Annotated in this window: 12 protein-coding genes; 6 read left to right on the top strand and 6 right to left on the bottom strand. The window is 76.6% G+C overall.

Annotated features, from left to right (window positions below; translation table 11 throughout):
• The first annotated feature begins 60 nt into the window (after positions 1 to 60).
• Positions 61 to 3,021 carry a BTAD domain-containing putative transcriptional regulator gene (locus BJP40_RS28490; RefSeq protein WP_071283286.1) on the top strand — a complete coding sequence of 987 codons (2,961 nt, stop codon included), beginning with the start codon at positions 61 to 63 and terminating at the stop codon, positions 3,019 to 3,021.
• A gap of 199 nt (positions 3,022 to 3,220) precedes the next feature.
• Here the strand turns inward: BJP40_RS28490 and BJP40_RS28495 are convergent, their stop codons facing one another.
• Entirely contained in the window at positions 3,221 to 4,186 is a 966-nt protein-coding gene (locus tag BJP40_RS28495; protein ID WP_071283287.1) for a pirin family protein, read from the bottom strand.
• A 137-nt stretch (positions 4,187 to 4,323) separates the two neighbouring features.
• Between BJP40_RS28495 and BJP40_RS28500 the strand changes: the two genes are divergently transcribed.
• Positions 4,324 to 4,686, top strand: a complete 363-nt coding sequence (locus BJP40_RS28500) for a co-chaperone YbbN (RefSeq protein ID WP_071267151.1) — start codon at positions 4,324 to 4,326, stop codon at positions 4,684 to 4,686.
• 135 nt (positions 4,687 to 4,821) lie between these two features.
• Here the strand turns inward: BJP40_RS28500 and BJP40_RS28505 are convergent, their stop codons facing one another.
• The 3 genes from BJP40_RS28505 to BJP40_RS28515 form a co-directional block, all read right to left on the bottom strand.
• A complete protein-coding gene (locus tag BJP40_RS28505) occupies positions 4,822 to 6,009 on the bottom strand; it encodes a thiolase family protein (protein WP_071283289.1) in 1,188 nt (395 codons plus the stop codon).
• Positions 6,010 to 6,116: 107 nt separating this feature from the next.
• On the bottom strand, positions 6,117 to 6,395 hold the full coding sequence (locus BJP40_RS28510) for a hypothetical protein (protein ID WP_071267155.1): 279 nt from the start codon (positions 6,393 to 6,395) through the stop codon (positions 6,117 to 6,119).
• Between the two features lie 294 nt (positions 6,396 to 6,689).
• Positions 6,690 to 7,532, bottom strand: a complete 843-nt coding sequence (locus BJP40_RS28515; protein WP_071283291.1) for a TIGR02452 family protein — start codon at positions 7,530 to 7,532, stop codon at positions 6,690 to 6,692.
• Positions 7,533 to 7,683: 151 nt separating this feature from the next.
• Between BJP40_RS28515 and egtA the strand changes: the two genes are divergently transcribed.
• From egtA to egtD, 4 genes are read left to right on the top strand one after another with little or no spacing between them, the layout of a single operon-like run.
• A complete protein-coding gene (egtA, locus tag BJP40_RS28520) occupies positions 7,684 to 9,015 on the top strand; it encodes an ergothioneine biosynthesis glutamate--cysteine ligase EgtA (RefSeq protein ID WP_071283293.1) in 1,332 nt (443 codons plus the stop codon).
• Positions 9,012 to 10,346, top strand: a complete 1,335-nt coding sequence (gene egtB, locus BJP40_RS28525; RefSeq protein WP_071283295.1) for an ergothioneine biosynthesis protein EgtB — start codon at positions 9,012 to 9,014, stop codon at positions 10,344 to 10,346. The genes egtA and egtB overlap by 4 nt, the downstream gene beginning before the upstream one ends.
• Positions 10,346 to 11,245 (top strand): ergothioneine biosynthesis protein EgtC, encoded by a 900-nt coding sequence (gene egtC, locus BJP40_RS28530; protein ID WP_079171540.1) that lies wholly within the window; start codon positions 10,346 to 10,348, stop codon positions 11,243 to 11,245. The genes egtB and egtC overlap by 1 nt, the downstream gene beginning before the upstream one ends.
• Positions 11,242 to 12,207 (top strand): L-histidine N(alpha)-methyltransferase, encoded by a 966-nt coding sequence (gene egtD, locus BJP40_RS28535; RefSeq protein ID WP_071283298.1) that lies wholly within the window; start codon positions 11,242 to 11,244, stop codon positions 12,205 to 12,207. Before egtC ends, egtD begins: the two co-directional genes overlap by 4 nt.
• Here the strand turns inward: egtD and BJP40_RS32445 are convergent.
• Positions 12,102 to 13,016 (bottom strand): 1-acyl-sn-glycerol-3-phosphate acyltransferase, encoded by a 915-nt coding sequence (locus BJP40_RS32445; RefSeq protein ID WP_079171541.1) that lies wholly within the window; start codon positions 13,014 to 13,016, stop codon positions 12,102 to 12,104. The genes egtD and BJP40_RS32445 overlap by 106 nt on opposite strands.
• A complete protein-coding gene (locus BJP40_RS28540; protein WP_079171542.1) occupies positions 13,013 to 13,879 on the bottom strand; it encodes a GNAT family N-acetyltransferase in 867 nt (288 codons plus the stop codon). Before BJP40_RS28540 ends, BJP40_RS32445 begins: the two co-directional genes overlap by 4 nt.
• Between the last annotated feature and the right edge of the window lie 473 nt (positions 13,880 to 14,352).

Raw genomic sequence — 14,352 nt, forward strand, 5'->3', positions numbered from 1 at the left:
CTACGATCGGCGCCCACCGGCGGCCCATCCCCGGGCCACCGGTCTGCCATCGACTGCGTCATGGGGGGGGGGTTCATGGACGTGCGGTTCACGCAGCTGGGGCCGGTCGGGGCCACGGTGGACGGCTCCGCGGCGGAACTGGGCGGTGGGCCGCGCACCCGCCGTCTCCTGGCCGCGCTCCTCCTCGACGCGGGGCGGGTCGTGCCGGCGGCAGGGCTGGCCGCCGCGGTCTGGGATGACCCGCCGGCCACCGCGCGGGAGCAGGTGCAGAACACCGCGGCCCGGCTGCGCAGGAGCCTGGCGGCCGTCGACGGCGGCGCGGGATGCGCGGTGGTCCGTACCGGGGCAGGGTTCCGGCTGGACACAGGGGCGGCAGCGGTCGACCTGGCGGAGTTCCGGCGGCTGTGCCGGGCGGCGGAGGCCGCCGACGGCTCGGAGACCGCCCGCGCACTCTACGGGCAGGCCCTGGAGTTGTGGCGGGGGCCCGCGCTGGAGGGGCTGGAGGGCAGGGTGTTGCGGGCGGCGGCCGACCGGCTGGAGGAGGAGAGACTGGACTGCCTCCAGCGGCGGCTGGCCGCCGACCTGGAGGCCGGTCGGCACGCGGCGGCTGCTCCGGAGCTGGCCGCCCTGGTCGCCGCACACCCGCTGCGGGAGCGGCTGGTGGAGCTGCGGATGCTCGCTCTGTACCGCTGCGGCCGCCGAGGTGAGGCATTGGAGGCGTACGTGCAGGCCCGGTCACGGCTCGCGGAGGCCACGGGCCTGGACCCCGGGCCGGCGCTGCGGGAACTGCACGCGGCGGTCCTCGCCGACGCGCCGTCGCTGGGCCCGCCCGCTCCTCGGGGCGCGGCGCCGGCAGTTGCTTCGCCCCCGTCGGCCCGGTCCGCCACGGAGCCCCGCCCGGCCCCCGCCCAACTGCCCGCCGGAGCAGTGGCTTTGGCCGGCCGCAGCGAGGAGGTGAGCCGTCTCGTGCGAGCCCTCGAAGAGGCCGGCGGCGGGGTGTGCGTGGTACGGGGGCAGGCTGGCGTGGGGAAGACCGCGCTGGCGCTGCATGCCGCGCACGCGCTCAGGGACCGCTTCCCCGACGGGCAGCTCTTCGCGGATCTGCGCGGAGCCGACGGGCACGGCGGCGACCCGGGGGACGTGCTGGCCGCTTTCCTGCGGGCGCTCGGTGTGGACGGTCCGGCCGTGCCGGCGTCCGCCTCGGAGCGCGCGGCGCTCTACCGCACCCTGCTGGCCGGGCGGCGGGTGCTGGTCGTGCTGGACGACGCGGCCGGGGAGGCGCAGGTACGACCGCTCCTCGCCGGCGCGGCGCCGGGCTCGGCGGTGCTGGTCACCAGCCGTCACCGGCTCGCCGGGCTCGATGTGCGCCTCGCACTGGGCGTACCGCTGCTCGACGACGCCACGGCCCTGACGCTGCTGGACCGGTGGGCCGGGGGCGGCCGGGTGGCGGTGGAGCCCGCGGCGGCCCGCGGGCTGGTGCGGCTGTGCGGAAACCTCCCGCTGGCGCTGCGGGTCGTCGGAGCCCGCCTGGCGGCGGCGCCCCACCGCGACCTCGGCTGGCTGGCGCACCGGCTCGGCGACGAGCAAGCCCGCCTGGACGAGCTCGCCCACGGCGGCAGCGACGTGCGGGCGGCGCTCCGGCTGAGCTACCGGGGCCTGTCGCCCCGCGCGAAGAGGCTGTTGCGCGGCTTGGCGCTGCTCACCGCCCTCGACTACGCCTCCTGGACGGCCGCCGCAGTCCTCGACGAACCCCTTGCCCGGGCGGAGGCGGAAGTGGACGGCCTCGTGGCGGCGCATCTGCTGGAGGTGGCCTGCCGGGACGCGTCGGGGGCCGTGCGGTACCGGATGCACGACCTGGTGCGGGCCTTCGCCCGCGAGCTGGCGTGTGGTCGGGAGACCGAGGCCGTGGTGCCCCGCGTGATCGGGCACTGGCTCGCCCTGGTACGGGAGGGTCGTCGGGCCCATCAGGGCGTGGACTACCCCGGGCTGCCCGTACCGGGGCAGGAGGAGGCCGTGCTGGATCCGGCGGTGCGGGCGCTGCCGCGGGCGGAGCCGGTGCGGTGGCCGGCCGGAGAGCGGGACGCCCTGGTCGCCGCGGTGCGCCAGGCCGCCCGTGTCGACCCGCGGGCGTGCTGGGAGCTGGCGGCCGCCGCCGAGTACCTGTTCGACCTGCGCAGTGACCTCGCCGGATGGTACGCGGTGCAGCAGACCGGCCTCGCCGCGGCCCGCGCCGCCGGCGACCGCCGGGGCGAGGCCCTCATGCTGGCCGGACTGGGCCGGCTCCGTGCCTGCCGAGAGGAGTGGGCGGAGGCCCGGGGCATGCTGCTGACTGCCGAGCGGCTGTTCACCGCGGTGGGCGACGGGCACGGTGCGGCGTACGCAGGCTGGGTGCTGTCCTACCTGGACCGGATGCAGGGACGGCTGGACGAGGCGCTGCAGCGGTGCCGCCACAACGCTGCCGTGTTCGAGGCGGCCGGCGACTTCTACGGGCTGGCGCACGCGCTGCGCGGCACCGGGCAGGTCCTGCTGGCCCGCGGCGAGACCGCCCGGGTCCTGGAGCTGTTCACGCGGGCACTGGAGGCGGCAGTCCGCGGCGGCGCCGCGTGGCCGCGCCTGTGCATGCTGCGCTGGGTGGCCGAGGCGCGACGCCTGCTGGGCCGACTGGACGAAGCCGCCGCAGGGTTCGGTGAGATCCTCGCCCGCACCGAGGACTGGGGCGACCTGGCCGGCCAGAGCGCCGCCCGAATCGGCCTCGGCCGGATCGCCCTGGACCGCGGCGACGCCGCGGCCGCGGTGCGTCAGCTGCGCGCGGCGGCCGACGTGGGGCGCCGCTCCGGGCAGCCGCTGGTGCACGCCCTGGCCGTGCCGCCGCTGGCCGAGGCACTGCTCGCCTCCGGCGATCCGCAGGCCGCCCGGTCCGTGCTCCGGGAGGCGGTGGAAGACTGCCGCGTCATAGGGGCCCGGCCGCTGCTGGCCGCGTTGGAGACCGCGCTGAGCGCCCTCCCCCGCCCCGGCCGCTGACCGCCGCGGTGCCCGGGGGAAGCATGCTCGGCCGGGAGCGCGCGTCAACGCCGGCCGGTGGCCCGGCTGCTGACGGGGAGACACGACGCCTGCCGCTCGACCGCCGTGTCCTGCCCTGTCCGGGTCAGCAGGTGCCGGTCTCCGGTGTTCCGCAACCGCGCAGGCAGCGGCGGGAACACTGCTGCGGGGGCGGACCGGCTCAGCGCACCCTCCCCCGCGCCTTCAGCTGCGTCGCCGGCACCTCCGGTGCGGCCAGGCGTCCGCCTGCGTAGCCCTTGACCTCCCCGAAGCGGTCGGAGGTCATCCAGTCCTCGCGGGCCTGGCGGATCTCCTCGTCGGTACGGCCCACGAAGTTCCACCACATGACGATCTCCTCCGCGAAGGGTTCGCCGCCGAGGAGCATGAGGGACGCGTCGGTCTCGGCGCGCAGGGGGAGTTCGGTGCGGCCGCAGCCGAGGTACAGCATGGAGCCGGGGAGCAGGGGGACACCGTCGACGTGGGTCTCGCCGGACATGGCCAGGGCCGCGTACTCGAAGTCGGGTTCCACGGGGAGGCGGGTGTCGGTGCCGTGGGCGAGGGTGACGTCGGCGCCGACGAGGGGGGTGTAGGTGGTGCCGGGGGAGGTGGCGCCGTCGAGTGTGCCGAGGACGACGGTGGCGGTGAGGCCGGGCGCGGTGGCCTGCGGGAGGTGGGCGTGGAACTCGAAGTGCGGTTCCACGTGGCGGTGGGTGTCGGGGAGGGCGGTCCAGAGCTGGGCGCCGTGCAGGAAGCGGGGGTGGGGGTCGGGGCTCTGCTCGGAGTGGGAGATCGCGCGGCCCGAGGTCATGAGGCCGAGTTCGTACGGGCGGATGGTCTGGACGCTGCCCGTGCTGTCGCGGTGCAGGACCTCCCCCTCGTGGAGCCAGCTCACGGTCTGCAGGCCCGTGTGGGGGTGCGGCGGGACCTGCATGCCGGGTTCGGAGGCGATGTCGTCGGGGCCGTAGTGGTCGACGAACACCCAGGCGCCGACCATGCGGCGGCCGAGGTTCGGCAGCAGTCTGCGGACCTCGGTCGACTCGCCGAGCGTCACGCGTCGGGGGCTCAGGAGTTCGCGTACGGGCTCCGCGACGACGAAGCCGCGGCCGCCGCACAGGGAGGGAACCGCCTGGCGGTCGAGATTGCTCATGGGGCCAAACTAGCCAGTCCGGCGGGTGCACGGGGTGTATCCGGCCGAGTGGTGGGCAGGCGCAGGCTGCTCCGGAATAGGGACGGGGCGGGTGCCGTTGTGCGGGGCACCATCGGACGCGCGGAGAGGCAGGCGGCATGAGCACGATCGAGCTCACCAAGGAGAACTTCGACCAGGTCGTGTCGGACAACGGCTTCGTCCTGATCGACTTCTGGGCGTCGTGGTGCGGTCCGTGCCACCGGTTCGCTCCCGTGTACGAGAAGGCTTCGGACCGCCACACGGACCTGGTCTTCGGGAAGGTCGACACGGAGGCGCAGCCGGAGCTGGCCGCGGCGTTCGAGATCCAGTCCATCCCGACGCTGATGATCGTGCGGGACAAGGTCGCGGTGTTCGCCCAGCCCGGGGCGCTGCCCGAGCCGGTCCTTGAGGACGTCATCGGCCAGGCGCGGGCGCTGGACATGGACGCCGTGCGGAAGTCGATCGCGGAGGCCCAGGCCTGAGGCTGCCGGGGCCCGCCCGGGCGCGCACCCGGGCGGGGAACGAGCGGGCGGGGCATCCGGGAGCCGGCTCCCGGATGCGGGAAGGACAGGCAGGCCCGGGTGCCGTGAACGGGCGGGCCCGGCGCGGGTCCCGGGTCAGCGTTCCAGGACGAGGGCGATGCCCTGGCCGACACCGATGCAGAGGGCGGCCACGCCCGTGCCGGAGCCGGCGGCGGCCAGCTGGTGGGCGACGGAACCGGCCAGGCGGGCGCCCGAGGCGCCCAGCGGGTGGCCGATGGCGATGGCGCCGCCGCGCGGGTTGACGACGGCGGGGTCCAGGTCGGGCCACTCGGCGAGGCAGCCGAGCGCTTGGGCCGCGAACGCCTCGTTCAGTTCGAGCGTGGTCAGGTCGGCGAAGCCCCGGCCGGCCTTGGCCAGCGCCCGCTGCACCGCTTCCACCGGGCCGAGGCCGAAGAGCTGCGGTTCGACACCGGTGACCGCGGAGGCGCGGACGCGGGCGAGGGGTTCGCGTCCGCAGGCCCGCAGGCCGTCCTCGTCGACGAGGAGCAGGGCGGCGGCGCCGTCGTTGAGCGGCGAGGCGTTGCCCGCGGTGACCGTGCCGCCCTCCCGGCGGAACACCGGCTTCAACTTCGCCAGGGCCTCTAGGGAGGTGGTGTCCCGGATGCATTCGTCGCGGGCGAGGTCCACGCCCGCGTACGGGACCACCTCGGGGGCGTAGAGGCCCTCCGCCCAGGCCGCGGCCGCCTTGCGGTGGCTGGCGAGCGCGAAGGCGTCCTGCTGCTCGCGGGTGAGGGCGTGCTTGTCGGCGATCAGTTCGGCGCCCTCGCCGAGGGACACCGTCCATTCGGCGGGCATCCGCGGATTCGTCATGCGCCAGCCGAGCGTGGTGGACCACAGCTGTCCGTGTCCGGCGGGGAAGGCGCGTTCCGGCTTCTCCAGGACCCACGGGGCGCGGGACATGGACTCCACGCCTCCCGCGATGGCGACGGACGCGTCGCCGACGGCGACGGCGCGGGCGGCCTGGACGACGGCTTCCAGGCCGGAGCCGCACAGGCGGTTGACGGTCACGCCGGGCACGGTCACGGGCAGGCCCGCCAGGAGGACGGCCATCCGCGCCACGTCGCGGTTGTCCTCGCCCGCGCCGTTGGCGTCGCCGAGGTACACGTCGTCGACGCGCGCGGGGTCGAGGTCCGGCGTGCGGTCCACCAGGGCCCGTACGACGTGGGCGGCGAGGTCGTCGGGGCGCACGGACGACAGGGCTCCGCCGAACTTGCCGATCGGTGTGCGGACGGCGTCGACGATGTAGACGTCGCGGATGCTCATCGGGTCTCCCACGGCCTCGTACGGTACGTGCAATCTGCACACATATGGGCGGTGAACGAGCGTTCACCAGCGTCGGGGCCGAGTCTCCGGGGCTCCGGTGCCGGGTGTCAACGCCCTCCGCTGTCCTCGGCCGCCCTCACGCGCGCCGACAAACCGTAGTCCAGTTCGAAACCGTCCACCAGCAGTGCCTCGACCGTCCGGGTCTCCGGATCGATGTCCGCCACCATGCCGCCACCGGCGAAGTGCGGGTAGCCCGAGACCCCCAGCTCCCCGGTGGCCTCCACCACGGCCGAACGGATGGCCACCTCGGCGAGGTGGGCCGCGTCGCGGCCCTCCGCGTGCTGCGGCACGATCAGGATCTCGAAGCGCTGCGGGAACTCCCTCATGGTGCTCATGGCGCGACGCTACGGACGCACGGGCCCGCGCGCACCTCAGGAGGGCGCGCACGCGGTCCGCGGGGCGCCGGCCCGGGACACGACGGGGCCCCGGCCCGCGCGGCGCCGCGTACGCCGCCTGCCTTGCGGCGGCGAGGGGCGCCCCTCGCGAGGGGGGCGTCCGCGCGGTACGCGGCGCCCGGACGCGCCCGTTCGACGGCGGCCGCGACCCGGCGAGGCCGCCGGACCTCCGGCGCAACGGGCGGCTCCGGCCGGCGCCGTCCCGAGGGCGCGGCCGGTGCCGCCTCAGGACACCTGCCGGCCCGTGGCGGCGAAGGCCGTGCGGAAGGCGCCGAGGACGCGCTGCTCGCGCGTGCGGTCCAGGACCGCGAAGACGGCCTCGTCGACGTGGCGGGCGAACCGGCCGTCGCCGGTGAGCAGCGTCCGGAAGGCCCCCGCCACCTGGGACGGGTCGTTCATGAACACCCCGCAGCCCCAGGCCCCCAGCACCAGCCGGCGGTAGCCGTGCGCCGCGGCGGTCTCCAGGACCCGCTCGGCCCGGGACGCCAGCACGCCCGGGATGCGCGGCGCCGCCTCGGGCGTGCGGCGCCGGATGACGCCCGCGTTCGGCGCCGGCGACGTCAGGAAGCCGACGCTGAACGGGCGCTCCAGCAGCCCGCCCCGGTCGTCGCGGAAGACCGGTACGCCGGGCGAGTGGATCACCCGGTCGGTGTAGAACGGGTCGCGGTCGGCCCGGTGGTGCGCGTAGTAGTCCGGGGCACACAGCAGCGTGGTGTGCAGGGCGGAGGCCCTGCACAGCGCCTCTTCCTGGGCCTGGGCGCCGTTCAGGTAGCCCCCGCCGGGGTTGCGCGCCGAAGCGAAGTTCAGGACCGCGACCGGTGCGTCCGGGTCCGCGGCGACCAGGCGCCCCGCCGCCTCCAGGCTGGACTCGCCGGTCACCTCCACGCGGCAGGGCCCCCCGGCGGCGGGCGGCACGGGGACGGGGCCGGGGCCGTGCAGGGTCGTGGCGGCGCGGGCACGGGCGACCGCGTCCGCGAGGACGACCTCACGGCCCCCTGGGGTGCGGTAACGGCCCGTACCGACGATCTGCTCGGTCTCCCGTGCGATCGCGCGCAATCGTGCACTCATACCCCGATGGTCCATGGTCATGCGCCGCTTCGGCAACGGATTTTGCGGCACGCACCGTTCACGCGGGTGCTCTTGTGCCGATGCGCGGCGGTGGCTTAGGTGGGACGGTGCGCCTTGGAAGGGCGCACCCCTTCGACAGGAGGAAGCCGCCATGACACCGAGCCGTCCCTGGGAGGGCGGGCCGCCGCTCGCCGAGGACGAAGCAGAGGACCTGCTGCGCTGCATCTGCTTCAAGACGGGCCCGCCGCGCTCCGTCGGGGTCGAGCTGGAGTGGTTCGTCCACGACCTGCACCGGCCCCTGCACCCCGTGTCCCGCGACCGCTTACAGACCGCGTTCGCCGCGCTGCGCGCCCTGGGTGTGCAGTCCTCGCTCACCCTCGAACCCGGCGGGCAGCTGGAGCTCAGCTCGCCGCCCGCGGCCTCCCTCACCGAATGCGTCTCGGCCGTCTCCGCGGACCTGGCCGCGGTGCGCACCGCGCTGGCCGTGCGCGGACTCGCCCTCACCGGCTCCGGCACGGACCCGTGGCTCGCACAGCGGGAGCGGATCCTGCGCGAGCCCCGCTACGACGCCATGGAGGCGTACCTGGACCGGTGGGGCACGGCGGGGCGCTCCATGATGCGGGACTCGGCGTCCGTCCAGGTGTGCCTGGACACCGGGTACGCGGAGCCCGGCCCGCTGAGCGTGGAACGGCGCTGGCGGCTGGCCCACATGCTGGGGCCCGTCCTCGTCGCGTCGTTCGCCAACTCGCCCGTGCTGCACGGTCGTCCGACCGGTCTGCGGTCCAGCCGGCAGTCCCTGTGGATGGCCCTCGACCCGCTGCGGGGGCTGGCTCCGCCCGCCGGGCGCGAGCCCCGGGGCGCGTGGGCGGCGCACGTGCTGGACACCCCGGTCATGTGCGTGCGCAGCGCCGAAGGGCCGTGGACGGTGCCGGAAGGGCTGACGTTCCGCCAGTGGCTGCGGCAGTCCCCCGCCGGTCTGCGCGCGCCCACCCGCGAGGACCTCGACTACCACCTGACGACGCTGTTCCCGCCGGTCCGGCCCCGGGGCAGCCACCTCGAACTGCGCATGCTCGACGCCCAGTCCGGGGAGGACGGCTGGATCGTGCCGCTCGCCGTGGTCAGCGCGCTCCTCGACGACCCGCAGGCCGCCGACGCGGTGTTCCGGCTGCTCACGCCGCTCGCCGAGACGGCCGGGCCGCTGCCCGCCCCGCGTGACGCGCACTGGCGGGCCGCCGTCCGCGACGGCCTCGCCGCGCCCGTGCTGCACCGGGCCGCGGCGGCGTGCTTCGGGCTGGCCCTGGAGGCGCTGGACCGCTCGGGCGCCCCCACGGCGGTGCGGGACGCGGTGGCCGCCTTCCAGGACCGGTACGTGCTGCGGGGCCGCTGTCCGGCGGACGATCCGCCGCCCCGCCCGGTGTCCGCGCCTCCGCCCGCCTCCGTCTCCTCCGTTTCCGCCGTTCCCGGGAAGGAGCCCCGTCCATGACCGACCTGCACGTATCCCCCGAGGCCCTCAGGCGGCAGGCGTACGACGTGCTGACGGCCGCCCGGGCCCGCACCACGCTGCTGACCGACTGCGTCGACGACGCGGAGCTCACCGCGCAGCACTCGCCGCTGATGTCGCCGCTGGTGTGGGACCTGGCGCACATCGCCAACCAGGAGGAGCTGTGGCTGCTGCGGGCCGTCGGCGGCCGGGAGGCGCTGCGGCCCGACATCGACCCGCTGTACGACGCGTTCGAGCACCCGCGGGCCGCCCGGCCGTCGCTGCCGCTGCTGGCACCGCGGGAGGCGCGGACGTACGCGGCGGAGGTCCGCGGCCGGGTCCTGGACCTCCTCGGCGGCGCCCGGCTGGAGGGCGACCCGCTGCTGTCCGCGGCGTTCGCGTTCGGCATGGTCGCCCAGCACGAGCAGCAGCACGACGAGACGATGCTGATCACGCACCAGCTGCGGCGGGGTGCCGCCGCGCTCACCGCGCCCGCCCCGCCGTCCGCGCCGGAGGACGCCGCCCGGCTGCCCGCCGAGGTGCTGGTGCCGGGCGGGCCCTTCACGATGGGCGTCTCCCACGACGACGAGCCGTGGGCGCTGGACAACGAACGGCCCGCGCACGTCCGCCTCGTACCGGACTTCTTCATCGACACGGTGCCCGTCACCTGCGGGGCGTACCGCCGCTTCATCGAGGACGGCGGCTACCGCGACCCCCGCTGGTGGGACCCCGCCGGGTGGGCGCACGTGCGGGAGCACGGGCTGCACGCCCCGCTGTTCTGGCGGCGCGAGGGCGGGCAGTGGCTGCGCCGCCGCTTCGGCGTCGTCGAGCCGGTCCCGGACGACGAGCCGGTGCTGCACGTGAGCTGGTACGAGGCCGACGCCTACGCGCGCTGGGCCGGGCGGCGGCTGCCGACGGAGGCCGAGTGGGAGAAGGCCGCCCGCCACGACCCGGCCACCGGGCGGTCCCGGCGCCACCCGTGGGGCGACGCCCCGCCGGGGCCCGAGCACGCGAACCTGGGGCAGCGGCACCTGCGGCCCGCGCCCGCCGGCGCGTACCCGGCGGGCGCGTCGCCGCTGGGGGTGCGGCAGCTGATCGGGGACGTGTGGGAGTGGACGTCCAGCGACTTCCTGCCGTACCCGGGGTTCGTGGCCTTCCCCTACCGGGAGTACTCGGAGGTGTTCTTCGGACCGGAGTACAAGGTCCTGCGGGGCGGGGCGTTCGCGGTGGACCCGGTGGCGTGCCGCGGCACGTTCCGGAACTGGGACTACCCGGTCCGGCGGCAGATCTTCGCCGGTTTCCGCACCGCGCGGGACGCGGAGGTGACGGTCTGATGTGCCGTCACATCGCGTGGGTGTCCGGGGCGCCGGTGCCCCTCGGCGCGCTGCTGCTGGCGCCCCCGCACGGGCTGTACCGGCAGTCGTGGGCGCCGCGCATGCAGCGGTATGGCACGGTGAACGCCGACGGGTTCGGCGTCGGCTGGTACGCGCCGGGCGACCCGGTGCCGGCCCGCTACCGGCGGGCGGGGCCGATCTGGGGCGACCCGTCGTTCGCCGACCTTGCCCGGGTGGTGCGGGCCCGCGCCGCCCTGGCCGCGGTGCGGGACGCGACCGTGCCCGGCGCCGACGGCGAGGCCGCCGCGGCCCCGTTCACGGCCGCGGCGTCCGGCGCGGGTGACACGGCGGCCGGTCCGTGGCTGTTCAGCCACAACGGGGCCGTGGCGGGCTGGCCCGGCTCCCTCGGCGAACTGTCGGCCGCGCTGCCCCCGGCGGCGCTGCTGTCCCTGGAGGCCCGCAACGACTCGGCCCTGGTGTGGGCCCTGATCCTGCACCGGCTGCGGTCCGGTGAGTCCCTGGCGGGCGCACTGTCCGCGGTGGTGACCGACGTGGCGGCGGCGGCGCCGGGTTCGCGGCTGAACCTGCTGCTGACGGACGGCACGTCGATCGCCGCGACGACCTGGGGCGACACGCTGTGGTACCTGGCGCCTGCCGGCGCCGACCGGGCGGTCGTGGCCTCGGAGCCGTACGACGACGACCCCCGCTGGTGCCGGGTCCCGGACCGGACCCTGGTCGCGGCCACCACCCGCGGCGTCACCCTCACCCCCCTGGAGCCGGAAGGCGCCCGCACGTCCGACGGGGCCCGCGCCCTGCGCGTGCCGGGCGCGGCGCAGTGGCCGCGTCGACCGGCCGAACCGAACCACCGGAACGAACCGTTCGAGGAGTCCCCCGCGTGAGCCGTTTCCTGCTGACCCGTACCCTGCCCGAGGGCGCCGCCGGCGCCGACCTGCGCGCCGACGTGCTCAACGGCCTGACCCGCACGCCGAAGGAGCTGCCGCCCAAGTGGTTCTACGACGCGCGCGGCAGCGAGCTGTTCGAGGAGATCACCCGGCTTCCGGAGTACTACCCGACGCGCACCGAGCGGGCCATCCTGACGGCCCGCGCGGCGGAGATCGCGGAGGCGACGGGCGCCCGCACACTGGTGGAACTGGGCTCCGGTTCGTCGGAGAAGGCACGGCTGCTGCTGCACGCGCTGCGGCCGGGGCTCGAAGGCTACGTCCCGGTGGACGTGAGCGAGTCCGCGCTGACCGGGGCGGCCGAGGCGCTCACCGCCGAACTGCCCGACCTGCGGGTGCACGCCCTGGTCGCGGACTTCACCCGCGGCCTGGCCCTGCCAGGGACGCCGGGGCCGCGCCTCGTGGCGTTCCTGGGCGGGACGCTCGGCAACCTGCTGCCCGCGCAGCGCGCCGCGTTCCTGCGGTCGGTGCGGGCGCTGATGGAGCCCGGGGACGCGCTGCTGCTGGGCACCGACCTGGTGAAGGACGAGGGGGTGCTCGTCGCGGCGTACGACGACGCGGCCGGGGTGACGGCGGCCTTCAACAAGAACGTGCTGGCGGTCCTGGAACGCGAGCTGGGAGCGGACGTCGACCCGGACGACTTCGACCACGTCGCCGTGTGGGACCCGGACAACGAGTGGATCGAGATGCGGCTGCGGGCCCGGCACGCGCTGACCGTGAAGATCCCCGAGCTGGGCCTCGCGGTGCCCTTCGCGGCGGGCGAGGACCTGCGGACGGAGGTGTCCGCGAAGTTCCGTCAGGAGAGGGTGGAGGCCGAACTCGCCGCCGCGGGGCTCGCGCTGTCCCGGTGGTGGACGGACGAGAAGGAGTGGTTCGGGGTGTCGCTGGCCACGGCGGTCTGAGCGGGCGGGCGCGGCCCGCGGACGGCGTCCTCGGCCGCCCGGGCCAGGGCGCGGCGGTCGGGGCGGCGGCCGGGCGGAACCGGCGGCAGCAGCCGCAGCTCGACCGTGAGGCCCCGGGTCGCCGCGATCCGCCGCAGCGAGGCGGCCAGGGTGTCGTCGCCGACGAACGCGGCGGGCCCCAGCGGCCGGTACGTGATCCGTACGGGCTGCACGGGGACCGCCGCGTCCAGCGCCGCCTGGAAGGCGGCCGGGCGGAAGCGGCCCTGGGCGCGGCCGCACCACGTGGAGCCCTCGGGGAAGACGACGACGCGGGAGCCGGCGTCGAGGGCGGCGGCCGCGGCGCGGACGAAGCCGGGCAGGGCCCGCAGCCGCTCCCGGTCGAGGAAGAGGGTGCCGCCGCGCGCGGCGAGCGGGCCGAGCAGGGGCCAGTGCCGGACCTCCTGCTTGGCGACCATCCGGCCGGGCAGGACGGCCGCGACCAGCGGCACGTCGAGCCAGGAGACGTGGTTGGCGACGACGAGCGCGGGTCCGGGCGGCGGGGGCGCGCCGGTGACGCGGACGCGGACGCCGTACGCGGAGAGGACGGCACGGCACCACAGCCGGGTGAGGGCCCGGCGGCCCGTGCGCCCGGCGGCCGCGGCGAGCGGAGCGAGCAGCACGCCCGCGAGGACGGCGCCGGTCCCGGTGGCGAGCCGCAGCGCGGCGCCCAGGGGCGGGCGGGTGCCGGTGCCGCTCGGGGGCGCCGCGCAGTCCTCCGGGGTGCAGGGAGCGGTGGGCAGCCAGGGGCCGGGGGCGGCGGTGCCGGTCACGCGAGGGAGAGGAAGTGCCGCAGGTACCGCGCGTGGATGCGGCTCATGGACAGCAGGACGTACAGGTCGGCGACGCGGAAGTCCGGGTCGTGGGCGGGTGCGCCGCACACCCAGGCGCCGAGCCGCAGGTAGCCGCGGAGCAGCGGCGGGAGCGGGGTGGGGCCTTCGGCCGCGGGGGCGCCGTCGGGGGTCCAGAGCCGGTGCGGGGTGACCCAGTACTCCTCGGGTGCCAGGTGCTTGGACCTGACGGTGTCCCAGGTGGCGGCGGCGAGGGCGCCGCCGTCGCCGAGCGGGAGGGAGCAGCAGCCGGCCAGCCAGGTGTGGCCGGTGCGGCTCATGTAGCGGGCGATGCCGGCCCAGATGAGGGAGATGACGGCGCCGTTGCGGTGCGCGGGGTGGACGCAGGACCGGCCCACCTCGACGAGGTCGTCGCGCAGGGGGGCGAGCCGGGTGAGGTCGAACTCGCTCTCGGCGTAGAGGCGGCCGGCTATGCGTGCGCGGTCGGGCGGCAGCAGCCGGTAGGTGCCCACGACCTCGCCGGTGCTGTCGTCGTGGACGAGGACGTGGTCGCAGTACGCGTCGAAGGCGTCGCCTTCGAGGCCGGGTTCCGGCCCGTCGAGGCGGGCGCCGAACTCCGCGGCGAACACCTGGTGGCGCAGTCTCTGGGCGGCCCGTACGTCCTCCTGCTCCCGGGCGAGGGAGAGCCGGTAGCGGGGTGACCCGTCCGCTTCCGGGGCTGCGGCGCCCGCTGCGGGGCCGAGGGTCAGGGCGGCCGGGGACGGTACGGCGGCGGGCGCGGGCACCAGGCGGGTGACCGGGGCGGGCGCGGGGGCCGGGGCGACGGGGGCAGGGGGCACGGGCATGGCGGTCTCCTGAGGCCGTACGGCGGGGACGCACCGCGGCTGCGGCGGCCCGCTCCTACTTCTCCCGTGGCCGGCTGGATTCGGCGTGACCGTGTGGCGGAGGCCGGGTGTGCGCTAGCTGAATGACCGGTTCGCCCGCATCCCCGCGGAAGGGGCCTGGCGCGGTCGCCTGCGGCGCCGCCCACGTGCGGGACGGTGGCGGCCGGGCCCGTCGGCGAGCGCGGTGCGTGCCGACGGGCCCGGCCCTGGGCCGGTGGGCGCGGCGTGCGTCGCACGGGAGGTGGGTGGGGCCGGCGGCACCCCGGCAGGACGGTCGGCGGCAGCGCCAGGCCGTGCCGGGCCACCGGTGACCGTGGGTGGCCAACGGCCGGCGGCAGTGGCGGTGCCGGCAGGCGACCGGCGACGGTGCGGGTCGTGACAAGGCACCGGCGGCGGCACCCGGGCGGCCGCGCCAACCGCGCCGGTGCGCGGGC

It is taken from the genome of Streptomyces sp. CC53, from assembly GCF_001865245.1.
GTDB lineage: Bacteria > Actinomycetota > Actinomycetes > Streptomycetales > Streptomycetaceae > Streptomyces.